This window comes from Burkholderia sp. MBR-1 (assembly GCF_013822785.1).
Taxonomy (GTDB): Bacteria; Pseudomonadota; Gammaproteobacteria; order Burkholderiales; family Burkholderiaceae; genus Burkholderia; species Burkholderia vietnamiensis.
In genome coordinates, this window is record NZ_CP053610.1 from 18,130 (window position 1) to 43,153 (window position 25,024).

At 69.2% G+C, this 25,024-nt stretch carries 20 protein-coding genes; 14 read left to right on the forward strand and 6 right to left on the reverse strand.

The features are described from left to right. Positions 1–141: 141 nt before the first annotated feature. The 4 genes from MBR110_RS15020 to MBR110_RS15035 all read left to right on the forward strand — a co-directional run bounded on the left by MBR110_RS15020 (position 142) and on the right by MBR110_RS15035 (position 3,217). On the forward strand, positions 142–1,185 hold the full coding sequence (locus MBR110_RS15020; protein ID WP_059623030.1) for an alpha/beta fold hydrolase: 1,044 nt from the start codon (positions 142–144) through the stop codon (positions 1,183–1,185). Continuing rightward, positions 1,182–1,709, forward strand: a complete 528-nt coding sequence (locus tag MBR110_RS15025) for a cytochrome P460 family protein (protein ID WP_176322037.1) — start codon at positions 1,182–1,184, stop codon at positions 1,707–1,709. The genes MBR110_RS15020 and MBR110_RS15025 overlap by 4 nt, the downstream gene beginning before the upstream one ends. Positions 1,710–1,984: 275 nt before the next feature. Beyond that, a complete protein-coding gene (locus tag MBR110_RS15030) occupies positions 1,985–2,344 on the forward strand; it encodes a DUF4148 domain-containing protein (RefSeq protein ID WP_059623070.1) in 360 nt (119 codons plus the stop codon). A gap of 81 nt (positions 2,345–2,425) precedes the next feature. Beyond that, positions 2,426–3,217 (forward strand): alpha/beta fold hydrolase, encoded by a 792-nt coding sequence (locus tag MBR110_RS15035; RefSeq protein WP_059623068.1) that lies wholly within the window; start codon positions 2,426–2,428, stop codon positions 3,215–3,217. A gap of 43 nt (positions 3,218–3,260) precedes the next feature. Here the strand turns inward: MBR110_RS15035 and MBR110_RS15040 are convergent, their stop codons facing one another. Beyond that, positions 3,261–3,875 (reverse strand): LysE family transporter, encoded by a 615-nt coding sequence (locus tag MBR110_RS15040; RefSeq protein ID WP_059739688.1) that lies wholly within the window; start codon positions 3,873–3,875, stop codon positions 3,261–3,263. 208 nt (positions 3,876–4,083) lie between these two features. Between MBR110_RS15040 and MBR110_RS15045 the strand changes: the two genes are divergently transcribed. Next, positions 4,084–5,232 (forward strand): porin, encoded by a 1,149-nt coding sequence (locus MBR110_RS15045; protein ID WP_014724456.1) that lies wholly within the window; start codon positions 4,084–4,086, stop codon positions 5,230–5,232. 150 nt (positions 5,233–5,382) lie between these two features. Here the strand turns inward: MBR110_RS15045 and MBR110_RS15050 are convergent, their stop codons facing one another. After that, a complete protein-coding gene (locus tag MBR110_RS15050) occupies positions 5,383–6,402 on the reverse strand; it encodes a zinc-dependent alcohol dehydrogenase family protein (protein WP_059668425.1) in 1,020 nt (339 codons plus the stop codon). 126 nt (positions 6,403–6,528) lie between these two features. Here MBR110_RS15050 and MBR110_RS15055 point away from each other — a divergent pair, with 126 nt between their 5' ends. Beyond that, positions 6,529–7,482 (forward strand): LysR family transcriptional regulator, encoded by a 954-nt coding sequence (locus tag MBR110_RS15055; protein WP_181709387.1) that lies wholly within the window; start codon positions 6,529–6,531, stop codon positions 7,480–7,482. Positions 7,483–7,645: 163 nt separating this feature from the next. Here the strand turns inward: MBR110_RS15055 and MBR110_RS15060 are convergent, their stop codons facing one another. After that, positions 7,646–8,578: a LysR family transcriptional regulator gene (locus MBR110_RS15060; RefSeq protein ID WP_011881366.1), complete on the reverse strand. Its 933-nt coding sequence runs from the start codon at positions 8,576–8,578 to the stop codon at positions 7,646–7,648. Between the two features lie 205 nt (positions 8,579–8,783). Between MBR110_RS15060 and MBR110_RS15065 the strand changes: the two genes are divergently transcribed. From MBR110_RS15065 to pdeR, 4 genes are all read left to right on the forward strand, one after another. Next, entirely contained in the window at positions 8,784–9,557 is a 774-nt protein-coding gene (locus MBR110_RS15065; RefSeq protein ID WP_011881367.1) for a putative hydro-lyase, read from the forward strand. 70 nt (positions 9,558–9,627) lie between these two features. Next, positions 9,628–10,935 (forward strand): MFS transporter, encoded by a 1,308-nt coding sequence (locus MBR110_RS15070; protein ID WP_059623024.1) that lies wholly within the window; start codon positions 9,628–9,630, stop codon positions 10,933–10,935. A 117-nt stretch (positions 10,936–11,052) separates the two neighbouring features. Continuing rightward, on the forward strand, positions 11,053–14,697 hold the full coding sequence (locus MBR110_RS15075) for a hydantoinase B/oxoprolinase family protein (protein ID WP_181709388.1): 3,645 nt from the start codon (positions 11,053–11,055) through the stop codon (positions 14,695–14,697). A 672-nt stretch (positions 14,698–15,369) separates the two neighbouring features. Next, positions 15,370–17,373 (forward strand): cyclic di-GMP phosphodiesterase, encoded by a 2,004-nt coding sequence (pdeR, locus tag MBR110_RS15080; protein WP_046425905.1) that lies wholly within the window; start codon positions 15,370–15,372, stop codon positions 17,371–17,373. 54 nt (positions 17,374–17,427) lie between these two features. Here the strand turns inward: pdeR and MBR110_RS15085 are convergent, their stop codons facing one another. Beyond that, entirely contained in the window at positions 17,428–18,291 is an 864-nt protein-coding gene (locus MBR110_RS15085) for a crotonase/enoyl-CoA hydratase family protein (RefSeq protein WP_011881371.1), read from the reverse strand. Between the two features lie 427 nt (positions 18,292–18,718). Here MBR110_RS15085 and MBR110_RS15090 point away from each other — a divergent pair, with 427 nt between their 5' ends. Continuing rightward, a complete protein-coding gene (locus MBR110_RS15090; protein ID WP_181709389.1) occupies positions 18,719–20,632 on the forward strand; it encodes a DUF3857 domain-containing transglutaminase family protein in 1,914 nt (637 codons plus the stop codon). A gap of 89 nt (positions 20,633–20,721) precedes the next feature. On the opposite strand, the gene MBR110_RS15095 is transcribed toward MBR110_RS15090, so the two are convergent. Then, positions 20,722–21,756: an AraC family transcriptional regulator gene (locus MBR110_RS15095; RefSeq protein WP_014724468.1), complete on the reverse strand. Its 1,035-nt coding sequence runs from the start codon at positions 21,754–21,756 to the stop codon at positions 20,722–20,724. Between the two features lie 70 nt (positions 21,757–21,826). Here MBR110_RS15095 and MBR110_RS15100 point away from each other — a divergent pair, with 70 nt between their 5' ends. Continuing rightward, a complete protein-coding gene (locus MBR110_RS15100; RefSeq protein ID WP_011881374.1) occupies positions 21,827–23,038 on the forward strand; it encodes an MFS transporter in 1,212 nt (403 codons plus the stop codon). Positions 23,039–23,133: 95 nt separating this feature from the next. On the opposite strand, the gene MBR110_RS15105 is transcribed toward MBR110_RS15100, so the two are convergent. Further along, on the reverse strand, positions 23,134–23,601 hold the full coding sequence (locus tag MBR110_RS15105) for a MarR family winged helix-turn-helix transcriptional regulator (protein ID WP_041494070.1): 468 nt from the start codon (positions 23,599–23,601) through the stop codon (positions 23,134–23,136). A gap of 82 nt (positions 23,602–23,683) precedes the next feature. Here MBR110_RS15105 and MBR110_RS15110 point away from each other — a divergent pair, with 82 nt between their 5' ends. Together MBR110_RS15110 and MBR110_RS15115 are read left to right on the forward strand one after the other, a co-directional pair. Next, positions 23,684–24,052 (forward strand): YciI family protein, encoded by a 369-nt coding sequence (locus tag MBR110_RS15110; RefSeq protein WP_014724471.1) that lies wholly within the window; start codon positions 23,684–23,686, stop codon positions 24,050–24,052. Positions 24,053–24,153: 101 nt separating this feature from the next. After that, positions 24,154–24,771, forward strand: coding sequence for a glutathione S-transferase family protein (locus MBR110_RS15115; protein WP_059735626.1), 618 nt, complete (start codon positions 24,154–24,156; stop codon positions 24,769–24,771). Positions 24,772–25,024 lie beyond the last annotated feature (253 nt).

Sequence of the window (25,024 nt, forward strand, 5' to 3'; positions counted from 1 at the left end):
ACGTTGGGATACAAACCGTCGCGGCCGCTCGGATATAACGTCGGTCAAGCGTTCGGCCCGACCGCGGCCCGCTCCCAACACCGTTCCGGATGCCCGCCCGCGCGGGCTCTTTTCTTAGCGATCGACCCTGGAGAACGAGTCATGTCTGAAACCGTCAATACCCGTCGCCGCCTGCTGCTCGGTACGACCCTCGCCAGCCTGACCCTCGCGGATCTCGGCTTCGGCTCGCCGGCGCAGGCGCAACCCGCGCCCGATGCATCGGCGGCGAGCGGTGCGGCCGGCACCGCGTCGCTCGGCACGATCCACCAGATCGACGCGGGCCTGCTGAACGTCGGGTATGCGGATCTCGGCCCGAAGAGCGGCCCCGTCGTGTTCCTGCTGCACGGCTGGCCGTACGACATCTACAGTTACGCGGACGTCGCGCCGCGGCTGACGGCGGCCGGCTATCGCGTGATCGTTCCGTATCTGCGCGGCTACGGATCGACGACGTTCCGCTCGGCCGACACGATGCGCAACGGGCAGCAGGCGGTGACGGCCGTCGACGTCGTCGCGCTGATGGACGCGCTGAAGATCGACCGCGCGGTGTTCGGCGGCTACGACTGGGGCGCGCGCACGGCCGACGTCATCGCGGCGCTGTGGCCGCAGCGCGTGAAGGCGCTGGTGTCGGTGAGCGGCTATCTGATCGGCAGCCAGGCCGCGAACGAGAAGCCGTTGCCGCCGCAGGCCGAGCTGCAGTGGTGGTATCAGTTCTACTTCGCGACCGAGCGCGGCGCGCTCGGCTACGCGCAGAACCGCGACGCGTTCAACAAGCTGATCTGGCAGCTCGCGTCGCCGCAGTGGAAGTTCTCCGACGAGACGTTCGCGCGCAGCGCGGCCGCGTTCGACAACCCCGACCACGTCGCCGTCGTGATCCACAACTATCGCTGGCGGCTCGGGCTCGCGCAGGGCGAGGCGCAATACGACGACATCGAGCGACGCCTCGCGGCCGGCCCGACGATCGCGGTGCCGACCATCACGATGGAGGGCGACGCGAACGGCGCGCCGCATCCGCAACCGGCCGCGTATGCGAAGAAGTTCACCGGCAAGTACCAGCACCGGACGATCACCGGCGGCATCGGCCACAACCTGCCGCAGGAAGCGCCGCAGGCGTTCGCCGAGGCGATCCTGCACGTGGAGCACCTGTGACGCGCGCGCGTGCGGCGGCGCGTCACGCGGTGCATCGCACGCTGGCGGCGGGCGTGCTGCTGGCCATCGCCAGCGGCCCGTTCGCGTTCGCCGAGCAGCCGAAGCCGGCCGCGTCGCCGCTCTACGGCGTGACGATTCCGCCCGGCTACCGCAAGTGGGAGATGGTCGCGCCGGCCGAGGAAGCGGCGCCGCTCGACGAGCTGCGCGTGGTGCTCGGCAACCCCGTCGCGATGCGCGCGCTCGAGCGTTCGACGCTGCCGTTCCCGGACGGCACGATCCTCGTGAAGCTCGCGTACAAGCGCAAGCAGTCGGACGAGTTCGCGCCGGCCACGGTGCCCGGCCAGGCGACGACCGTGCAGGTGATGGTGAAGGATTCGCGGCGCTATGCGGCGACCGGTGGCTGGGGTTTCGGGCGCTTCATAAACGGCGTGCCGGCCGATCTCGGGCAGCACCAGACGTGCTTCGCGTGTCATCAGGCGCGCGTGAAGAACCACGACCACGTGTTCACGCGGCTCGCGCCTTGACGCGACCCGTCGCGCCCGGTGGGCGCAGTTCGACGAAGGCGTGCCGCGCGCGGCACGCCTTTTTTCATCGTGGCGCGCGATGCGTCGTCCGACCGTTTTGTATCGCACTGTATCGGGCGCCGTCGTGGAAACGTCTGCTTGCACGGCACGGGGGTTTCGGAAACATGCCGGATACGTGAGCGGGTTCTACTGTCGACATGCAGCAAGCGTTCGGTGGCACGCGCAGGATCGCCGCCCCCATGATCGACCGACCCACCTTGTTCAAGGAGAACACCATGAAAGCCGCCCGAATCCTCGCCGTCGCCGTCCTCGCCGCCATCCCCGCGTTGTCGTTCGCCGCTCCCGGCCAAGGTCTCACGCGCGCCGACGTGCGCGCCGAGCTGATCCGCCTCGAGCACGCCGGATACAACCCGGCAGGCAGCGAAGCGCATTACCCGGACGACATCGAAGCCGCGCAGCGCGTGCTGGCCGCGCAGCAGGTCGCACGCTCCGACCAGAACGGCCCGTCGAAGTCGCAGGACGACCAGACCGCCGCGCTCGCGCCGGCCGCCCGCTACGAAGCAGCCGACACGCACGCGGCACGCGCTGCTCGCAACCCGCGCCCGGACACCGACGATCTGTACGCGCATTCGTGATGCGCGGCCGCGCCTGCGTCACGCCGGCGCGACATCACCGCACTTCATCCAGTCGACGACACGAAGCAAAGGAGCATGACGATGTTGGGTATGACGAAACGGCTGCTGCTGTCCGCGGCGGTGCTGGCAGGACTGTCCGGCGCGGTCGCGGCGCACGCGGCACCGAAGCAGGACTTGAAAGGAACCAACGTCGTGCTCGCGCACGGCGCGTTCGCCGACGGCTCGAGCTGGAGCCGCGTGATTCCGCTGCTCGAAGCGCGCGGCCTGCATGTGGTCGCGGTACAGAATCCGCTGAGTTCGCTCGCCGACGACACGGCCGCGACCCGGCGCGCCATCGACGCGCAGACCGGACCGGTCGTGCTGGTCGGCCATTCGTGGGCCGGCGTCGTGATCAGCGAGGCGGGCAACGACGCCAAGGTGAAGTCGCTCGTCTACGTCGCCGCGTTTGCGCCGGACGACGGCCAGTCGATCGCCGACGTCACGCAGGGGCTGCCCGCGCCCGCGTGGGCCGGCGAGCTGCGCAAGGACGCGGCCGGCTTCACGACGCTGTCGGACCGCGCGATCGCGCAGGACTTCGCGCCGGACCTGTCGCCCGCGCAGCAGCGCGTGGTCGCGGCGACGCAGGGGCCGTGGTACGGAGGCTGCATTTCGGAGAAGGTGACGCGCGCCGCGTGGCATGCGAAGCCGTCGTCGTTCGTCGTCGCGACGCAGGACCGGATGATCGATCCGAAGCTGCAGGACGCGATGGCGAAGCGGATCGGCGCGACGGTCACGCACGTGCGCGCGAGCCACGTCGCGATGCTGAGCCAGCCGAAGGCGGTGGCCGATGCGATCATCGCGGCCGCCGAGCGCGCGCAGCACGATGCACGATGAATGACGCGGCGCCGAGCGTGCCGCCGCGCGATCGTGCGGCCGCTCAGCGCCCGGCCAGCATCTTCCCGCCGACCCCCATCAGCAGCAGCCCGGCCGTCGTATCGAGCGCGGCCTTGCGCGCGACCAGCAGGCGGCGCACCGCCGGGTGCGACGCGAGCAGCGCCATCGCGCCGTACCAGGTGCCGGAGATCGCGATCGACAGCGCGACGACCGCGCCGTCGAACCATGCCGGCGCCTGGGCCGGGACCATCAACGCGAAGATGCTGCCGTAGAACGCGACGGCCTTCGGGTTCGTCATGCTGACCACATAGCCTTTTCTCGCGGCCTGCCAGCCGCCCGCCGTTGCGGGCGCGGCGGGCGCTGCCGGCTGGCCGGCGGCCAGCACCATTTTCAGACCGAGCCAGATCAGATAGAGGGCGCCCGCGAGCCGCAGCGCCGTGTGCGCCCATGCAACGTGGGTCACGAGCAGGCTCAGGCCGCCGATCGCGATCGCGGCCCAGCTGCCGGACGCGGCGGCGAGGCCTAGCGCGGTCATCACGCCGGCGCGGCGCTGGGCGAGCGCGGTCGACGTGACGATGACGAAGTTCGGTCCCGGGCTGGCGACACTCAGCAGCAGGACGCCGGCGAGCGGCAGCAGGGCGGTGGCGGCGGTCGACATGGGATGGGCGGCGAATCGGAGCGGGCTTTCATCTTACAGAATGCCGCCCGACGATCTGCGCGATTGTTGACGAAGTTGGAAAGGTCCAATCCAGAAACAGCAATAGGTGTCGCGTATATGACCGATTATTCTCCGGGTCGCAGTTCCGGCCACGCGCGCAAATGCTGTCGGAGTGCTTACAAAATTAATTTGCTCAGGGAGGCCTTTCATGAGACGTATCGTCGTTCCCGCCGGTATCGGCGCGATTTTCGCTATTGCAGCACCTTCCGCGTTCGCGCAGAGTTCGGTCACGTTGTACGGCCTCGTCGATACGGCCATCCGTTATCAGACGAATGCCGCACCCGACGGCAAGGACCTGATCGGCATGACGGTCGGCCCGGAAACGCACAGCCGCTGGGGCTTGCGCGGCAGTGAGGATCTCGGCGGCGGCCTGGCCGCGATCTTCCGTCTCGAGAACGGCTTCGAACTCGGCGACGGCAAGCTGCACGTCGCGAACACGCTGTTCAGCCGGCAGGCGTACGTCGGGCTGTCGAGCGACCGCTACGGCGCGCTGACGTTCGGTAACCAGTACGCTCCGGTGTACGACACGATGGGCGACATCTTCGACCCGATGACCGTCGGCGATTACTGGCAGGACAGCTGGGCCTACAACGGGATCGGCAACTTCCTGACCGTGCAGAACTCGGTCAAGTACAAGTTCGCGTACCGCGGCTTCAGCGTCGATGCGATCTACGGCTTCGGCAATCATGCCGGCGCGATGGGCCTCGACAGCACCTACGGCGTCGAACTGACCTATGCGCAAGGGCCTGCATCGGTCAACGCCGGCTATCAGCAGACCTCGGTGTCGTCGCTGAACGGCAGCGCGGTCAACGGCGCAAAGGTGAGCTTCCTGCACCTGAGCGGCGCGTACCAGATCACGCCGACCGTGCGCCTGCTCGCGGGCTGGCTGCATGGCCAGGACAAGACCGGCACGACCGACTTCAACATGCAGCAGTCGGGCGCACCGACGCTCAACGGAAGCAGCCCGAACCGGATCGACGACACGTTCTACGTCGGCGCGAACTGGCAGGCCACCGCGCCGCTGCTGATCACGGTCGCTGGCTACTACGGCCACGCGCGCAACGCGGAGCGGCTCGACGGCACGCTCGGCTCCGGCATCAACTACTCGGCGACCGTGCTGGCCGAGTACTCGCTGTCGAAGCACACCGAGGTGTACGGTACGGTCGACTTCGCGCGCGGCAACGGCGCGTTCGCGGCCGATTACCCGGGCGCGACGAACCGGCTGACGGGCAAGGTCGACCAGATCGGCCGGACCAACAACGTCGGCGCCGCGATCGGCCTGCGTCAGATGTTCTGACGGCAGCGTGCACGACGCATGAAACGAAACGCGGCGCCCGAGGGCGCCGCGTTTTGCTTTGGGCGTGGGCGCGGCCGGCGCGGCCGCGATCGCGCCGACCGCGACGATCGGACGGACGACGGTTGCCACGGCTGCCCGCACCGTCACGCCTTACGACGCGACGCGAATCACCACCTTGCCGAAGTGCTGCCCGGACTGCAGGTACGCGTACGCGTGCGGCGCTTCGTCGAAGCCGAACACGCGATCGACCACCGGCTTGATCCGTTGCGCGTCGACCACGCGCACGACGTCGTCGAGCATCGCGCGGCTGCCGACCATCAAGCCGTGCAGCCGCCGGAAGCCGCCGATCAGCGACAGCAGCCCGAGCTCCGGACCGCCGAAGCTGCTGAGGCCGCCGATCACCGACACGGTGCCGCCGATCTTCGTCGCGGCCACCGAGCGCGGCAGCGTATCGCGGCCGCCGACTTCGACGACCAGATCCGCACCGTCGCCGCCGGTGAGCCGCAGGACTTCGTGCTGCCAGTCGGGTATCGCCCGGTAGTTGATGGTTGCGTCCGCACCGAGTGCGCGGGCGCGCTCGAGCTTCGCGTCGCTCGACGACGTGACGATCGTGCGCAGCCCGGCCGCGTGCGCGAGCTGCAGCGCGACGATCGACACCCCGCCGGTGCCGAGCAGCACGACGGTCGCGCCGGGCCGCAGCCCGCCGTCGACGAACAGTGCGTTCCACGCGGTGATGCCCGCACACGACAGCGTCGCCGCTTCGTCGTAGTCCAGATGTGGCGGAATCGCGACGAGCGCGGCTTCGTCGGACACGAACCGTTCCGCGAGCACGCCGTCGAATTGCGCGCCCGGTGAACCCGATACCTTGTGCGGCGTCGGCGGCCCGTCGATCCAGCGCGGAAAGTAGCTGTTGATCACGCGGTCGCCCGGCTTGAAGCGGGTGACGTCGCGGCCCGTTTCGACGACTTCGCCGGCGCCGTCGGCGACGGGGATCAGCGCGTCGGTGCCGATGCCGAGATAGTCGCCGCGCGCGAACATCAGGTCGCGATAGTTCAATGAGGCCGAGTGGATCTTCACGACGACGTCGGTCGGCCCGACGGCGCGCGCGGTCGCGTCGATGCGGCGTAGCCCGGCAATGCCGTCGCCCGGTTTGACTTGCCATGCGTGCATGTCGACTCCTTTTTCGAGATAGTCGGGACTATCATAGTGTCGCGCACGGGGACGCATTGGCGAGAATTCGGCCGACGATTGGTGCCGGCGCGGACACAACCCGTCATCGCATCGGAGCGGAGCCGCATGGACGAACGACTGAGAGGCGTCGCGGAATTTGTCGACGTGGTGGAATCGGGCAGTTTCGCGGCGGCGGCGCTGCGCGCCGGCAAGACGCGCTCGGCCGTCGCGAAGGTCGTCGCGCGGCTCGAACAGCGTCTCGGCGCGCGCCTGCTGCGACGCACGACACGCCAGCTCGGGCTCACCGACGAAGGGCTCATCTATTACGAGCAGTGTCGCCGGCTGTTGGCGGAGCTGGGCGAAACGGAGGCGGCACTCGACGCGGGCCGCCGTGAGCCGGCCGGACGCGTGCGCATCAGCGTGCCCGTGCTGTTCGGCCGGCAGTGCGTGGCGCCCGTGGTGCGGCGTCTGGTCGAGCGGTATCCGAAGCTCGAAGTCGATCTGTCGTTCAGCGATCGCATCGCCGATCTCGTCAACGACGGTTTCGACGTGGCGGTGCGCATCGGCGAGCTGGCCGATACGAGCGCGCTCGTCGGCCGGAAGCTCGGCGTGCAGCGGATGGGCATCTGCGCATCGCCGGCGTATCTGTCGCGGCACGGCAGGCCGTCGGGGCTCGACGAACTCGCGTCGCACGTCGGCATCGCGTATTCGCGCGGCGGGCAGCCGTCGCCGTGGCGCGTCATCGGCGCCGACGGCACGGTGCGGGAGCATCGCCCGGCCGGCCGCCTGCGGCTGGACGACCTGCTGGCGATCGCCGACGCGGCCGCCGCCGGCGCGGGCCTCGCCTGGCTGCCGTGCTGGCTGATGGCGCCGTACGTGCGCGACGGGCGCCTCGCGCTCGTGATGGACAGCGACACCGTGTCGGGCGCGGAGGTGTTCGCGGTGCGGCCGGCGTCGCGCCACGTACCGTCGAAGGTGCGTGTCGTCGTCGATGCGCTCGTCGACGAGATTCCGCAGATGCTCGCGTCCGACGACGCCGACGGAGAACGCGCGCCGCGACGCGCGAGCCGCACGCGGTAGCCACGGCGCAGGTACGCCAGCACGACGCACGGGCGCGAGCATTCGGCTATCGGCGAAAGCGCGTGGGCGTACGCGGATGGCCGCGCATGGCGGTTGCGGCAACCGGCTCGTATCCGGCGATGCCCGACCTCGTTGAGCGCAAGAGCAGTGACCCGTCACCGCGTCACAGCGCTTCCACCAGCAACCGGTTGCTGTTCCCGCAATACTCATGACACGCGGCGCGCGCGGCGATCGACGCGCCGTGCACGAACTTCGGCGCATCCGCGCGCCGTGACATCGACACCACGATCGACGGCGGCAACGGCTGCAGCGGCAGCTCGACCACCTCGCCGCGCTCGATCAGCGCATCGACGAACAGCACCGGAATCGCCGCGACGCCGAACCCGTCGCGCACCAGCTGCACGATGACCGAGATCGACGGCGAGCCGGTGATGCGCGTCTCCGACAGCGGCACGCCGTGCGCGTGCGCGAGCGTGCGCACGATGTCCTCGAGGGCGCGATGCGGCGCGGTCCCGCGCCCGTAGGTCAGGATCGGCTGACGCAGCACCTGCCGCGCGAGGCCCGTGCGCGTGTTCGGCAGCAGCCCCGCGCGGGCGATCCAGCGCACCGGATAGTTCGCGAGCGCGTCGCACACCACCGACGGCTCGTCGCTGCCTTCCACCCGAATGATCAGATCGAGCTCGCCGGCCATCAGCCGGCGCTGCAGCACGACGCTGACGTCGACGGTCAGGTCGACCTCCAGTTGCGGATAGTCGGCGGCGAGCCGGCGCAGGTAGTGCGGCAGCCAGCTGTGCACGACCGTCTCGATCACGCCGAGCCGCAGCTTGCCGCGCAACGCGCTGTCGCCGGCCGCGGCAGCCTGCAGCTCCTGCGTCGCGGCGACGACGGCCTTCGCATAGCCGAGCAGGTATTCGCCGTGCGCGGTGAGGCGGAATTCGCGGCTGTCGCGGTCGACGAGCACCGTCTGCAACTCGTCCTCGAGCGCCTTCACGCGCTGCGAGATCGCGGCCGGCGTCGCATGCAGCGCAGCCGCCGTGGTGCGGAAGCTGCGCAGCTTCGCGAGCGTGACGAAGGTTTCGAGAAAGCGCGTGTTCATGGGCGATCGGTGGACGTGGGACGCGCAGCTTGCCGGTGAAGAAAACTGAACGGGATCGGGGAAGACCCCGATACGCGTTAAGGAATTCTATACACCGGCAGCAAAAAAACTCGTTGGCCGGCCAATTTTTTCTTTCCTATTCTTCGCCGTATCCGCTGACGCAAGCGCGTCATCCCGACCACCGACCGATCTTCAGAGCACCTACATGACCCCTTCAGAATTCCGCCGGTCCGTACGCAGCGGCGCGTTCCGCGGCCCGACGGCCGGCCAGTGCGGGCCGTTCGCGCAGGCGAACCTCGCCATCCTGCCGAACGCGCATGCGCACGATTTCCTGCGCTTCTGTCATGCGAATCCGAAGGCGTGTCCGCTGCTGGGTGTCGGCGAGCCGGGCGCGTTCCGGGTCGACGTGCTCGGCGCGGATCTCGACGTGCGCACCGACGTGCCGAGCTACAACGTGTACCGCGACGGCCGGCTGACCGAGCGCGTCGATTCGCTCGAAGCGCTGTGGCGCGACGATTTCGTCGTGTTCGCGATCGGCTGCTCGTTCTCGTTCGAGGACATGCTCGCACGCGAAGGGATCGCGCTGCGCCATATCGAAGAAGGCCGCAACGTGCCGATGTACCGCACGTCGATTCCGAACCGCCGGGCGGGCATCTTCGGCGGCCAGCTGGTCGTGTCGATGCGCCCGCTGCGCGGCGCCGACGCGATTCGCGCGGTGCAGATCACGAGCCGCTTTCCCGGCGTGCACGGCGCGCCCATCCATATCGGCCATCCGCGGGCGTTGGGCATCGCCGATCTCGGCGCGCCCGATTTCGGCGACGCGGTGACGGTGCGCGACGACGAGCTGCCGGTGTTCTGGGCGTGCGGCGTGACGCCGCAAACCGCGCTGATGGAAGCGAAGCTGCCGCTCGCGATCGCGCATACGCCCGGCTACATGCTGATCACCGACATGACGAACGCGTCGCTCGCGGTGTTCTGAGCCGGCGTCCGCCGGCGCGACTTACCCGACGCGCATCGACCGAACCGCACACTTCGACAGGAGCTTCACCATGGAAAGCAAGACGCTCGCGGCGCCCGCCGCCGATCCGACGGGCCCCGCACGCAACGACAACGGCCTGTTCGGATGGTATGCGCACGCGCAGCCGCGCGAGCGCCGCGCGTTCTGGAGCTGCAAGGTCGGCTACATGCTCGACGGGATGGACACGCAGATGCTGTCGTTCGTGATCCCGACGCTCGTCGCGACGTGGGGCATTTCGCTCGCGGACGCCGGCTTCATCGGCACGATGACGCTGCTCGCATCGGCGCTCGGCGGCTGGCTCGCGGGCATCCTGTCGGACCGGATCGGCCGCGTGCGCACGCTGCAGCTGACCGTGCTGTGGTTCGCGGTGTTCACCGCAATGTGCGGGCTCGCGCAGAACTACTCGCAGCTGCTCGCGGCGCGCGCGCTGATGGGCTTCGGCTTCGGCGGCGAATGGACGGCCGGCGCGGTGCTGATCGGCGAAGTGATCCGCGCGCGCGACCGCGGCAAGGCGGTCGGGCTCGTGCAGTCGGGCTGGGCGATCGGCTGGGGCCTGGCGGCGCTGCTGTATGCGCTGCTGTTCTCGGTGCTGCCGGCCGAGCAGGCATGGCGTGCGCTGTTCCTCGTCGGCCTCGCGCCCGCGCTGCTGGTGGTCGTGATCCGTCGCTACGTGAAGGAGCCGGACGTCTACGAAAAGGAGAAGGCCGCGCAGCGCGCGACCGATGCGCCGCGCCTCACCGAAATCTTCGCGCCGAAGCTGCTGTCGACCACGCTGCGCGCGGCGCTGCTGACCACCGGCGCGCAGGGTGGCTATTACGCGATCACGACGTGGCTGCCGACGTTCCTGAAGACCGAGCGGCACCTGACCGTGATGGGCACGGGCGGCTATCTCGCGACGATCATCGTCGGCTCGTGGATCGGCTATCTGACGAGCGCCTACCTGACCGACCGTCTCGGCCGCAAGCCGAACTTCATCCTGTTCGCGCTCGGCTCGATGGTGATCGCATTCGCCTACACGTCGCCGGCGCTGCATCTGACGAACACGTCGATGCTGTGGCTCGGCTTTCCGCTCGGCTTCTTCGCGTCGGGCATCTTCTCCGGGATGGGTGCGTTCCTCACCGAGCTGTTCCCGACCCGCGTGCGCGGCTCGGGGCAGGGCTTCTGCTACAACGTCGGCCGCGCAGTCGGCGCGCTGTTTCCGTTCCTGATCGGCGCGCTGTCGAAGCACTACGGGCTCGGCGCGAGCATCGGCATCTTCGCGGTCGCCGCGTACGGCGTGTTGATCGTCGCCGCGCTGACGCTGCCCGAAACGCGCGGCCGCGAACTCGACGCCGCGTAAGCGCACCGCGCCCGCCGCTTCACCTTCCCACGTTCATCGAAGCCCACCCGCGGCGCGCGACGCGCGCCGTGCGGCGGCGCTCGTCCTCCGCTTCAACGACGCATCGACTTCAACGCCATGACCGACCGACACACTTCCCCCGTTTCCTCCGACGCCGCGCGCTGGCAATTCTGGATCGACCGCGGCGGCACGTTCACCGACATCGTCGCGCGCCGCCCGGACGGCACGCTCGTCACGCACAAGCTGCTGTCGGAAAACCCCGAGCAGTATCGCGACGCAGCGGTGGCCGGCATCCGCCATCTGCTCGGCCTCGCCGACGGCGAGCCGATCACGCCCGAGCGCGTCGAGATGGTGAAGATGGGCACCACGGTCGCGACCAACGCGCTGCTCGAGCGCAACGGCGAGCGCACCGCGCTCGCGACGACCCGCGGCTTTCGCGACGTGCTGCGCATCGCGTATCAGAACCGGCCGCGGCTGTTCGATCTCGACATCGTGCTGCCCGACGCGCTGTACGAGACGGTCGTCGAGATCGACGAGCGGATCGGCGCGCACGGCGACGTCGTCGTGCCGCTCGACCTGCACGGCGCCGAAGCCGCGCTGCGCAGCGTGTTCGATACCGGCGTGCGCGCGCTGGCGATCGTGCTGATCCACGGCTACCGGCACACCGCGCACGAGCGCGCGCTCGCGCTGCTGGCGCGCCGGATCGGCTTCACGCAGGTGTCGGTGTCGCACGAGGTGTCGCCGCTGATGAAGATGGTGCCGCGCGGCGACACGACCGTGGTCGACGCATACCTGTCGCCGATCCTGCGCCGCTACGTCGAGCAGGTCGCGCACGAGATGCCCGGCGTGAACCTGCAGTTCATGCAGAGCAGCGGCGGCCTCACGCGCGCCGACGCGTTCCAGGGCAAGGACGCGATCCTGTCGGGGCCGGCCGGCGGCATCGTCGGGATGGCGCGCGCCGCGCGCGCGGCCGGCTTCGAGCGCGTGATCGGCTTCGACATGGGCGGCACGTCGACCGACGTGTCGCACTACCACGGCGAGTTCGAGCGCGTGTTCGACACGCAGGTGGCCGGCGTGCGGATGCGCGCGCCGATGATGAGCATCCACACGGTCGCGGCCGGCGGCGGCTCGGTGCTCGGCTTCGACGGCGCGCGGCTGCGCGTCGGGCCGGAATCGGCCGGCGCGAACCCCGGGCCGGCCGCATACCGGCGCGGCGGCCCGCTGACGGTGACCGACTGCAACGTGATGCTCGGCAAGATCCAGCCCGAGCACTTCCCGCGCGTGTTCGGCCCGAACGCGGACCAGCCGCTCGATCGCGACGGCGTCGTCGCGAAGTTCGCCGCGCTCGCCGACGAAATCCACGCGGCGACTGGCCGGCGCGAGACGCCCGAGGCGCTCGCCGAAGGCTTCCTGGAGATCGCGATCGGCAGCATGGCGAACGCGATCAAGAAGATTTCCGTGCAGCGCGGCCACGACGTGTCGCGCTACGTGCTGACGACCTTCGGCGGCGCGGGCGGCCAGCACGCGTGCGGCGTGGCCGACGCGCTCGGGATGACGCAGGTGTTCGCGCACCCGCTCGCGGGCGTGCTGTCCGCCTACGGGATGGGGCTCGCCGACCAGACCGCGATGCGCGAGGCCGCGATCGAAGCCGTGTTGTCCGACGCGTCGCTGCCGGCGCTGAACGCGGCGCTCGACCGCTTGGCCGACGACGCGATCGGCGCGCTGCTCGAGCAGGGCGTGGCGCCCGAGCGCATCGCCACCGAGCGGCGCGTGCACCTGCGCTACCAGGGCACCGATTCGGCGCTCGACGTGCCGGCCGGCAGCGTCGCCGCGATGCAGCAGGCGTTCGAGGCCGCGTACCGGCAGCGCTATGCGTTCCTGATGCCCGGCACGCCGCTGGTGGCCGAGCTGGCGTCGGTCGAGGCGATCGGTCGCTCCGATGCGCCGGTCGACGTCGCGCCGCTCGCGCCGCGCGACGCGGCGGCGAGCGTGCCCGTGCACGACACCGTGCGGTTTTATTCGGGCGGCCGCTGGCACGATGCGGCGCTCTACGTGCGCGACGCGCTGCTGGCCGGCGACACGATCGACGGCCCGGCGATCGTCGCCGAGCGCAACGGCACGACGGTCGTGGAGCCGGGCTGGCGCGCGCAGATGACCGCGCAGGGCAACCTCGTGCTGACCCGCACGACGCCGCTGCCGGTGCGCCGCTCGCTCGGCACCGAGGCCGATCCGGTGCGGCTCGAGATCTTCAACAACCTGTTCATGTCGATCGCCGAGCAGATGGGGCTGCGGCTGCAGAACACCGCGTATTCGGTGAACATCAAGGAGCGGCTCGACTTCTCGTGCGCGATCTTCGACGGCGCCGGCAACCTGATCGCGAACGCGCCGCACATGCCCGTGCATCTGGGCTCGATGGGCGAGAGCATCCGCACGGTGATCGAGCGCAACCGCGGCCGCATGCGCGACGGCGACGTGTTCATGCTGAACGATCCGTATCACGGCGGCACGCATCTGCCCGACGTCACGGTGATCACGCCGGTGTTCGCGGACGACGCCGACACGCCGCTGTTCTACGTCGGCTCGCGCGGCCACCACGCGGACATCGGCGGCACCACGCCCGGCTCGATGCCGCCCGATTCGACCCACATCGACGAAGAAGGCGTGCTGATCGACAACTGGCAGCTCGTGTCGGCGGGCGTACTGCGCGACGCCGAGACGCGCGCGCTGCTCGCGTCGGGCCGCTATCCGGCGCGCAACGTCGAGCAGAACATGGCCGACCTGCGCGCGCAGATCGCGGCGAACCAGAAGGGCGTCGACGAGCTGCGGCGGATGGTCGCGCAGTTCGGTCGCGACGTGGTGGTCGCGTTCATGGCGCACGTGCAGGACAACGCGGAAGAGGCGGTGCGACGCGTGATCGGCGCGCTGCAGGACGGCGCCTATCGCTATCCGCTCGACAACGGCGCGGAGATTCGCGTCGCGATCCGCGTCGACCGCGCGGCGCGCAGTGCGCGGATCGACTTCAGCGGCACGTCCGCGCAGCTCGACAACAACTTCAACGCGCCGAAGGCCGTCTGCATGGCCGCGGTGCTGTACGTGTTCCGCACGCTGGTCGGCGACGACATTCCGCTGAACGCCGGCTGCCTGAAGCCGCTCGACGTGATCGTGCCGGCGCGCTCGATGCTCAATCCCGAGTATCCGGCGGCCGTCGTGTCGGGCAACGTCGAGACGTCGTCGGCGATCACCAATGCGCTGTACGGCGCGCTCGGCTGCGTCGCGTCGAGCCAGGGGACGATGAACAACTTCACGTTCGGCAACGCGCGCTACCAGTACTACGAGACCATCGCGGGCGGCAGCGGTGCCGGCGACGGCTTCGCCGGCGTGGGCGCGGTGCAGACCCACATGACGAACTCGCGGCTGACCGATCCGGAGGTGCTCGAATGGCGCTACCCGGTGCGGCTCGAGTCGCACCGGCTGCGCGCCGATTCCGGCGGGCGCGGGCGCTGGCGCGGCGGCGACGGTGCGGTGCGGCGGATCCGCTTCCTCGAGCCGATGACCGCATCGATCCTGTCGAACAACCGGATCCATGCGCCGTTCGGCGCGGCGGGCGGCCAAGCGGGCGCGCTCGGGCGCAACACGATCGAGCGCGCCGACGGCACCGTCGAGACGCTCGCGCATATCGGCCGCGCGCAGATGGCGGCCGGCGACGTGTTCGTCGTCGAAACGCCGGGCGGCGGCGGTTACGGCTTCGTCGACGGCGAATAGGCATGACGCGCGCCGCGCGGCCGTATGCGCGGCGTGCGATTTTCCGCGCGGGCGGGGCGCCTCGCTGTATTAGTACCGGTTCCACCGCGCGTCGCGTGGCCGCCCGCGTGCCGATATGGATGCGATTCGTCCGATGGAACGCCGCAACGGCACCGGAATTAATATGCGCCAATACGCATGCATTCTGATGCGTACGGCAATAAAAATACGGCTTCAAGCGCTAATCCGCATTGCGTTCCGACCCCGGCTGGGCACGTGACCGCCGCTCGATTGCCGCGCTCGTCCGCTGCGCCGCAAAAGCCCGCCGGACGCGGCTTCCCGACGGCCCCCACCACGTGCTTCGACGCCCGCGCAAGTCGCGGGCGCGATGCGGCGCGCATTCATGGAAAATCGTTGTCAATCATTGCGTGATTCCTTGACACTCGCCGTCAAATGTGAGTGTCAATCCGCATCGTCATTTGATAAGATGGGTTACATCATTCGTTTGAATAATCCTGCGCGCGTCGAGCGCGAATGCCGGGTCGCATTGGTTGAAAACACGTACGGAACGAGGGCCGCTGTCCCTGTCGTCACGACTGCGCCGCCGCGCATGCACGGTGCACCTGCAGCGACCGATGGCAGATGGCTCGCCTCCGTCTACACTATGCGTTTTTTCTGGATCGGGGCGTGTCGATGGATGACGAAAACGATTGCGCGGTGCTCGAAGCGCATCTCGGTACGCGCAGCCCATGCTGGCGCCTCGGTAGCGACAGCAATGCACTCGAACTGGCCGCGCAGCGCGGCTGTACCAATGTCGCCGTCGCGCTGACCGGCGAGCAGGCCGCGCGCATCCGCGCGCTCACCGGCGTCACGTCGCACCTCGTGCTCGAACTCGCGTTGTTCGGCGATCCGGTGAGCCTGCACCTCGTCGGCCGCAAGGTCGACACCGCCAACTGGGCCGGCACCGCGTCCGCCTACTCGGATACCGAGTCCGTCGCGGCCGACCTCGCCCACGGGCTCGCATTCGCCGAGCAGGTCGTGTCCGAAGTGAATTCGCTCGTCGTGATTCTCGACCGCAACGGCATGGTGCAGCGCTTCAACCGTCTGTGCGAGGAAGTGACGGGCAAGCGCGAAGTCGACGTGATCGGCCGCAGCGCGTTCGAGCTGTTCATGAGCGCCGAGCAGGGCGAGCAGTCGCGCCACAACATCACGGGCTTTTTCGCGAGCAACCGGCCGTTCGCGGTCGAGCGCTACATCAACACGGTCAACGGGCCGCGCCTGTTCCAGTTCCGCAACAAGTTCGTGCAGAGCGGCAGCGGCGTCGACGAGCAGTACCTGATCTGCTCGGGCATCGACATCACCGAGGAGCGCAACGCGCAGCAGCGGCTCACCGAGCTCGCGAATACCGACGTGCTGACCGGGCTGCCGAACCGCCATGCGATCAGCGAGCGCATCCGCATCGCGCTCGCGGCCGATCGCAGCGACGTGCGCGGCCAGGTCGGCATCCTGTTCCTGGATCTCGACAACTTCAAGCGCGTCAACGACCACTACGGGCACATCACCGGCGACCGGCTGCTGCAGGACGTGTCGGCCGTGATCGGCGGCTGCCTGCCGTCGGGCGCGACGCTGGCGCGGCTCGGCGGCGACGAGTTCCTCGTGCTGTTCGAGCACGGCACGCGGCCGCTGCTCGAGGCGACCGCACAGATCATCCTCGAGCGGCTGCGCACGCCGATCCATCTGGGGCTCGTGGAGGTCTACACGAGTTGCTCGATCGGCATCGCGATGTATCCGCAGCACGGCGATTCGCTCGAGACGCTGATCCGCAGCGCCGACACCGCGATGTACGTCGCGAAGGAAGAAGGCAAGCACACGTACCGCGTGTTCTCGCTGGAGATGAACCAGAAGGTCGCGAAGTACATGTGGCTCGACACCAACCTGCGCAAGGCGCTCGAGGACGAGCAGTTCGTGCTGCATTACCAGCCGGTCGTCGACATCGCCACCGGCGACGTGCGCAGCGTCGAGGCGCTGATCCGCTGGCAGTCGCCCGATCGCGGGCTCGTCGCGCCGGTCGAGTTCATCCGCTTCGCGGAGGAGTCGGGGCTGATCGCGCCGCTCGGGCGCTGGGTGATGCGCACCGCGGCCGCGCAGGCCGCTGCATGGAAGGCGCAGGGGCTCGGCGTGCGGATCGCAGTGAACGTGTCCGCGCGGCAGTTGCAGGACATGAACGTGGTCGATCAGTTCGCGTCCATCCTCGACAGCGCCGGACTGAAGCCGAGCCTCGTCGACGTCGAGCTGACCGAGAGCAGCTTCATCGAGGACGAGAACGCGGCGCACGGGCTGATGAAGCAGTTCCGCCAGCTCGGCGCGCAGATTCACCTCGACGATTTCGGCACCGGCTATTCGTCGCTGTCGCAGTTGTCGCGGCTGCCGCTCGATTCGATCAAGCTCGATCGCAGTTTCATCACCGGCATCGATCGCAACACGCGCTCGCAGGCGCTGGTGAGCTCGGTCGTGTCGCTCGCGCGGGCGCTGAGCTTCTCGGTGGTCGCCGAGGGCGTCGAGACGCGCGCGGAGGCCGAGTTCCTGAAGCAGATCGACGTCGACCGCGCGCAGGGTTTCTACTATGCGCGGCCGATGCCGGCCCAGGCCTTCGAGGCGTGGCTCGCCGAAACGAGAAAGCTCAGGCTGATCGCCTGAGCGTGTCCGCATCGCGGGCGCGCCGCCGCGACGCGGCGGCGCGCTCCGCTTCCGTTACACCGTGCGCAGCTTCGACACGCGCCGGTTCTGCAGCATCACCAGGCGTTCCATGTAGGCGAGGTCCTTCGGCTCGATCGTGAACGCCGCGTGAACCCATTGCTCGGTGATGTCCATCAGCTCGGAACGCGTGAGCTGGAACACGCGCTCACGCGCGCGCAGCATCGCCCGGATGCCGTTCAGCTTCGGCTTGACCACGTCGATGAAGGTGCGTGTCGTGACGTACGCGTCGCCCGCGTCGAACGTCTCGTCCACGAGCCCGCGATCCTCGTACCACTCGGCCGCATGCGCCTCGCCCGACGCGATCAGCGTCTCCGCGAGGCCGCGGTCCGCCTTGCGCGCGACGAGCGAATAGCCGCCCATGCCCGGGAACAGGTTGAACGCGATCTCGGGGAAGCCGAGCTTCACGCCCTTTTGCGCGAGGATGTAGTGATGCGCGAGCGCGGCCTCGAAGCCGCCGCCCAGCGCGCTGCCTTCGATCATCGCGATCGAGATCGCGCCGGTGCCGAAGCCCGTGTAGATCTCGTACACGCCGTCGATGCACGAGCGCGCATAGGCCATCAGCTGATCGCGTCTGCCGCTGCGGATCGCGTCGACGAAGAAGCTCAGGTCGCCGCCGACGTTGAACAGCTCGGGGACGAGCGAGCCCGTCACCCAGAAGTCGAACGGCAGGCCCGAATCGCGTGCGACGCGCGCGAGGTGGATGATGTCCGTGACGAGCTGTTGGTTGAAGCACGGACGCGGCTCCGATCGCAGCATCATCCACATGACGTTGCGGCCTTCTTCGTAGAACGCGGTCAATTGCGTGAGTTCGCCTGCTTCATGGAACGGACGGCACGCCGGATGGGATTGGAGTTGCATGGTATGTCCTCGTGAGATGTGGTTCTTCGGAAAGCGCCGCGGCCGGCGTCGCGGAAAAACATGCCCCCGGACGGCGCCGGTCGCGAGGCACCGCCATTGTTGCGCGCGCACAAATGCCGAAATGCGGGGAACAACGCACGAGTTGGGCACTTACGCGAGCCGCGCACGCGGCGAGCGATGTGATCGCGCGAGTGGAGAGGGAGGGATGGTGCGGCGCATGTGCGCTTGCCGCGCGGCGGCGGCAACGGGCAGGGTGGTTTCGTGCGGGGCGAGCGAATGCCGGGCGGGTTGACGCTGGGCGGTACGGCGAACACACTGGCTGAGCGAACCGAGCGAGCCGACCTCATCGGCTCGCGCTCGTTGCAGCCGGCGCCGATACGCCGGCCGAATTTCTGACCCGAACCCCCACGCGTTGGAGCGCTTCGACGTGGTGCGATTTCCCTTCCGCCGGTCCGGCAGCGGGCCGCGTCGCGCCTTTGCATGGGCGGCGGCGGTCGCCGCCGTCGCGCTGACCGCCGCGCGCCCCGTGCCCGCCGCCGACACGAGCGACGCGGCGCCCGTCACGCTCGTCGACGATGTCCACGTATTCGTGATCCAGCGCGACGGCTCGCTCGACGAGGACGACGATTCGACGCTGCGCGCCAACGACGCGAGCGGCATCGATGCGATTGCGCAGCGCTACGTCTGGTACGACAAGAATCTGGAGAAGGTCGAACTGGTCGCGGCCGAGACGATCGATCGCGACGGCGTCGCGCATCCGGTCGGCGCCGACGGCATCCGCGACGTGCAGGAGCCGCGCTCGGCCGGCGCGCCGACGTTTCAGGACGGGCTGCTGCGCACGGTGGTGTTTCCCGGCGTCGAGGCCGGCTCGCGCACCCGCATCGCATTCCGCAAGTCACGCACGAAGCCGGTCAACGCGGGCTACTTCGGCTACTACGTCGAACCGTCGCGCGAGCCGGTGGAGCATCAGCGGCTGATCTTCGACGTGCCGGCCGACATGCCGCTGCACGCGGACGCGCGCGGCTACGTCGCGTTGCCGCCGGTGACCGCGAACGGCCGCACGCGCTACGCGTTCGATTATCGGCATGGGCCGTACGAGCGGATCGAGAGCGGCTCGGTCGGTTATCAAACTTACGGCGACCGGCTCGTGGTGTCGACGCTGCCGGACTACGCGGCGTTCGCCGCGCGGTATCGCAACGCGGCCGTCGATGCGGGCGCGCACGATCCGGCCGTCGTGCAACTGGCGCGCGCGCTCACCGCCGATGCCGACGGCGTGCGCGACAAGGCGCGCATCCTGTACGACTGGGTGCAGGCGAACGTGCGTTACGTCGCGATCTTTCTCGGCGAGACGGCCGCCGCGCCGCATCGCGTGACCGACATCCTGCGCAACCGCTACGGCGACTGCAAGGACCACGTCGCGCTATTCGGCGCGTTGCTCGCGGCGGTCGGCATCCGCAGCGAGCCGGTGCTGATCAACCTCGGCGCGGTGTACACGCTGCCGTCGGTGCCCGGTTACGGCGGCGGCGCGATCAATCATGCGATCACGTGGCTGCCCGAGCTCGGCCTGTACGCCGATACGACGACGGCCGGCATCGCGTTCGGCTACCTGCCGCCGATCGTGATGGACCGGCCGGCGCTGCTGGTCGACAGCGGCGTGCTGTCGCGCACGCCGGCCACGCAGCCGCGGCGCCGCACCGCGCGGCTCGCGATCGATGCGGCGCAGGCGGGCGCCGCGCCGTTCCACGCATTCGTCGAAGACGACGGCTGGACGGCCGAGCTCGAGCGCAACCTGTTTCACCGTGCGCCGGCCGAGCGGATCGGCCAGCTCGCGAACGAACGCCTGCGGCAAACCGGGCTGCGCGGCCGCGCGCAGATCGAGACGAGCGATCGCCGCGCGACGGACGGCCCGTTCGACGTGACGTTTGCCGGCACGCTCGATCATTTCGTGTGGCCGGACGGCACGACCGCGGTGCCGGCGTTGTCGAGCGTCACGGGCGGCATCGCGACGCAGATCGACGGGTGGCTCGCCGAACCGATGCGCACGCAACCATGGACCTGCATCGGCGGCACGTTCGACGAGACCGGCCAGATCGCGCTGCCGGCCGGCGCGGCGCTGACGGACCTGCCGGTCGACACGATCGTGCACGGACGCTTCGTCGACTTCACGTCGCATTACGTGTTCGACCCGGTCGCGCGCATCGTGCAGGTCACGCGCCGGATGACGGCGGCGTTCGGCACACAGGTCTGTTCACCTGAAGTGTTCGCGGCGTTGCGCGGTTCGCTGGAGCGCATCGAACGCGATACGCAGGCGCAGATCGTCGTGCGGGTCGGGCAACGGTGAGCGTCGAGTGCGGTGTGATGGGAGGCGCGGTCGAAACCAACGCCGCGGCAACCAAACCCAGCCCCGCCGCATCGACCGAACCACTCCCCCTAAACCTCCGCCCGCGCATCGCCCTCCGCACGCACCGCACCGGGCGGCCGGCCGACCACGCGCTTGAACGCGCGGCTGAACGCGGCGAGCGATCCGTAACCGAGCCGGTACGCGACCGTCTCGATGGTGTCGCGGTCGCGCGCGATCCACTGCGCGGCGAGCCGCATCCTCAGCTCGGTCAGGTAGCGCACCGGCGTCATCCCGGTGGCGGCGAGAAACCGCTCGGCGAACACCGAGCGCGACACGCCGGCGGCGGCGGCCAGTTCCGCGACGCTCCAGTTGCGCCCCGGATCGCGATGCAATGCGACGATCGCGCGGCCGAGCTTCGGCTCGCGCAGCGCCTGCACCCATCCGGTGGCGTCGCCGCAGCCGCACTCGACCCAGCCGCGCACGATGAACGCGGCGACCACGTCCGCGAGCCGCGCGAGGATGCCCGCGAAGCCCGCGCGTTCCGAGCAGGATTCGCGCTCCATCGCGTCGAGCATCGGGCGGATTTCCGGGTAGCGGGCGAGCAGCGTGCCGACGTGCATGAACGCCGGCATCGTGCCGACGAGCGGCTGCATGCCGCCCAGATCGAGTTCCATGCACGCGCTGAAGATCAGCGCGTCGCCGGCGGCCGGCTCCGTCGCCGCGCACGCCCCGACGCCGACCGATGCCACCGTGTCGCAGATCTTCGCGGCCTCGAAGCCGCCGATCTCGCGGCACGGCGCATCGCGGTCCGACAACAGCGCATGCGTGCGGCCGTGCGGCAGCAGCACCGCGTCGCCGGCCTCGAGCTGCATCGTCGTGCCGTCCGCGTCGCGCAGCAGCACCGGTCCGCGCCCGACGAAATGGAACTGCGCGCGCCCCGGCGCATGGCCGAAGCTCAGCCCGAACGGCCGCGCCACCTGGATCCGGCGGTATTGCACGCCGCTCAGCCGCATCCCGAGCAGCAGTTCGCTGACGAGGTCGTGCGGGTCGGACGTCGGTGGGAGCAACGGAGTGGACATTGCGAAATCCGGACGATGGATCAATAAGAACGGATTGTATGTCATAGACCGTCCTGTCGTTGTTCCTTACGATACGTCGACATCGGTACTTTCCCCAGACGACTCGGAACGACGCATGAATCCCGGAATCTCCTCTGCCGCCGCCCCGGCGGCTCCCCGCGAACCCGCATGGGGCGCCGTCTTCGCGATGACGCTCGGCGTGTTCGGCCTCGTGACCGCGGAATTCCTGCCCGCGAGCCTGCTCACGCCGATGGCCGACAGCCTCGGCGTGACCGAGGGCGTCGCGGGCCAGGCCGTCACGGCCACGGCGACGGTCGCGCTGGTCACGAGCCTGCTGATCTCCGCGCTCACGCGCACCATCGACCGGCGCCGCGTGCTGCTCGTGTTCTCGGTGCTGCTCGTCGCGTCGAATCTCGCGGTCGCGTTCGCGCCGAACCTGACGACGCTGCTGATCGGCCGCGTGGTGCTCGGCATCGCGCTCGGCGGCTTCTGGACGATGGCGACCGCCACCGCGATGCGGCTCGTGCCGACCGCGATGGTGCCGCGCGCGCTGTCGATCATCTTCAGCGGCGTGGCGGTCGCGACGATCGCGTCGGCGCCGATGGGCAGTTACTTCGGGCACCTGATCGGCTGGCGCAACGTCTTCCTGATCGCGGCCGCACTCGGCGGCGTCGCGTTCGTATCGCAGGCCGCCACGCTGCCGTCGATGCCGCCGAGCGGCACGACGCGCCTGCGCACGCTCGTCGACGTGCTGCGCCGGCCGACCGTCGGCCTCGGGATGTTCGCGACGATCCTCGTATTCACCGGGCATTTCGCGTTCTTCACGTATTTGCGGCCGTTTCTCGAACAGGTTGCCGGCGTCGGCGTGAACGGCTTGTCGGCGATCCTGCTCGGCTACGGGATCGCCAACTTCGTCGGCACGTCGCTCGCCGGCCGCGTGCTCGAACACCGGCTGCGGCCGATGCTGATCGGCATGCCGGCGCTGATGGTCGTGCTCGCGATCGCGCTGGTCGCGCTCGGCCGCGCGCCGATGCTCGACGCGGTGCTCGTCGCGTTGTGGGGGATGGCGTTCGGCGGCGTGCCGGTCGCGTGGTCGACGTGGGTCACGCGCACCGTGCCGGACGAAGCGGAAAGCGCGGGCGGGCTGATCGTCGCGGCGATCCAGCTCGCGATTGCAACGGGCGCGGCGGCCGGCGGCGTCGTGTTCGATGCGAACGGCGCGGGCGGTGTGTTCGTCGGCGCGGCCGCGGTGCTGGCCGTCGCGGTCGCGACGATCGTGGCCGGCGTGCCGAAGCGCGTCGGCGTCGCGGCGGCGCTCGCCGAGTGACGTGCACGCGGGCCGATCGGCCCGCTGCCGCCAGGCTGCGGCAAGCATCGACCCGCTGCATCAACCCGCTGCATCAACCAGCTATGACGCGCGCCTCAGCCGCGCGTCGCCGGGTCTTCCGACAGCATGCGCAACTGGTCGCGCAGCACGTCGACTTGCTCCGGTGCGAACGACTTCTCGATGTCGGCATGCGCTTGCTGCCACAGCGGAAACGCGTCGGCGAGCAGCTGGCGGCCGGCCGGCGTGAGTTCGAGCAGACGGCTACGCCCGTCGTCCGGATCCTGAGCGATCGTGAGCAGCCCGCGCCGCTCCAGCGGCTTCAGCGCGGCAGTCAGCGTGGTGCGATCCATCGCGAGCAGCGACGCCACCGATTTCATCGTCGCCGGCTGCGGCCGGTTCAGCGACATCAATAGCGAAAACTGGCCGTTGGTGAGATCCAGCGGACGCAGCACATCGTCGAAGATGCGCGCGAGATTGCGCGCCGCGCGCTGCATGTGCAGGCACAAGCAGCAATCGCGCACCATCAACGTCGTTTCGAAGGGAAGGTCTTTATTGCGGGCCATGTTGCAATTGTGTTGATATCAACCTATTGTGTCAAGGGCGAGGTGCGGCAGCCTGCCGCGCCCGCCACCGGACGGAGGAAGCATGGATGCTCGACAGCAGTTGTATCTCGCGGTTTTCGTCGGCAGCAAGGACAGTGCGCCCATGAAGGCGTGGCTCGCGCTGTCGGAGGACGAGCGGCGCGCACGCGAGCGGGACGGAATGGCCGCGTGGCATGCGTGGGTCGACCGGCATCGCGATGCGATCGTCGAACTCGGCGGCCCGCTCGGCAAGACCAAGAGGATCGACACGCGCGGCGTCGCCGATACGGCCAATGCGCTCGGCGCGTTCACGATCGTGCGCGCCGCGTCGCACGACGCAGCGGCCGCGCTGTTCGAAGGTCATCCGCATTTCACGCTGTTTCCCGGCGAGGCGGTCGAGGTGATGCCGATTCTGCCGGTGCCCGGCATGTGAGCGGCGGTACGCGGCACGCGCTGCGCGCGACCGACGCCGGCCGTGGTCGGACACGACGCGGCCCGCGCGACATGACACACAATCTGGACGGAGACATTGCGATGAAGCTTTACGGATTTGCCGGCACGCGTTCGCAGCGCGCGCTCTGGGGGCTCAAGGAACTCGACGCGGATTTCGAATTCGTGTCGGTCAACCTGCCGGCGGGCGAGCACAAGCATCCCGAATTCATGCGCCTCAATCCGGCCGGCAAGGTGCCGGTGCTGGTGGACGGCGATCTGGTGATTCCCGAGTCGGCCGCGATCGTGCTGTATCTCGCGGACAAGTATCCGCAGAAGGCGCTGCTGCCCACGGATCCGGCGCTGCGTGCGCACGCTTACCGATGGGTGATGTTCGCGGTGACGGAGCTCGAGCAGCCGCTGTGGCGCATCGCGCGCCACACGTTCCTCTATCCGCCGGAAAAGCGTCTGCCGGCCGACATCGCGCTCGCACGCGAGGACTTCGTGACGATGGCCGCGATTCTCGAGCGGCATCTCGAAGGCCGCGAGTTCATCGTCGGCGATGCGCTGTCGGTGGCCGATTGCGTGACTGCTTATCTGATCGACTGGGCCGGCGAATGCCGGTTGCTCGATACGTTCCCGCAATTGCAGGCGTATCTCGAACGGCTCTATGCGCGCCCGAAGGCGCCGCAACGGATCGCGCAGGCGCGTCAGGCGGCGTGACGGGGCGCGCGCCGATGGCTACGGACCGCAGCGGTTGCGTGGTCCGGTGCGCGCGCTGTCATGGCACTTCGGCGGGGCTGCCGAAGGCGCGACTCGGGATCGACGGGTTGTGAGCGGAGCGGGCGATGTCGATCGGCGGTGCGTCGTCGAAGCAATTTGCCTGGTGCGCGCTGAAGGTCGTCGTATCCCTCGGGCTCGTTTGCGCGCTTCGAGCCACGTCTGCGGACCGCAACGCATCGTCGAAGTCAAACGT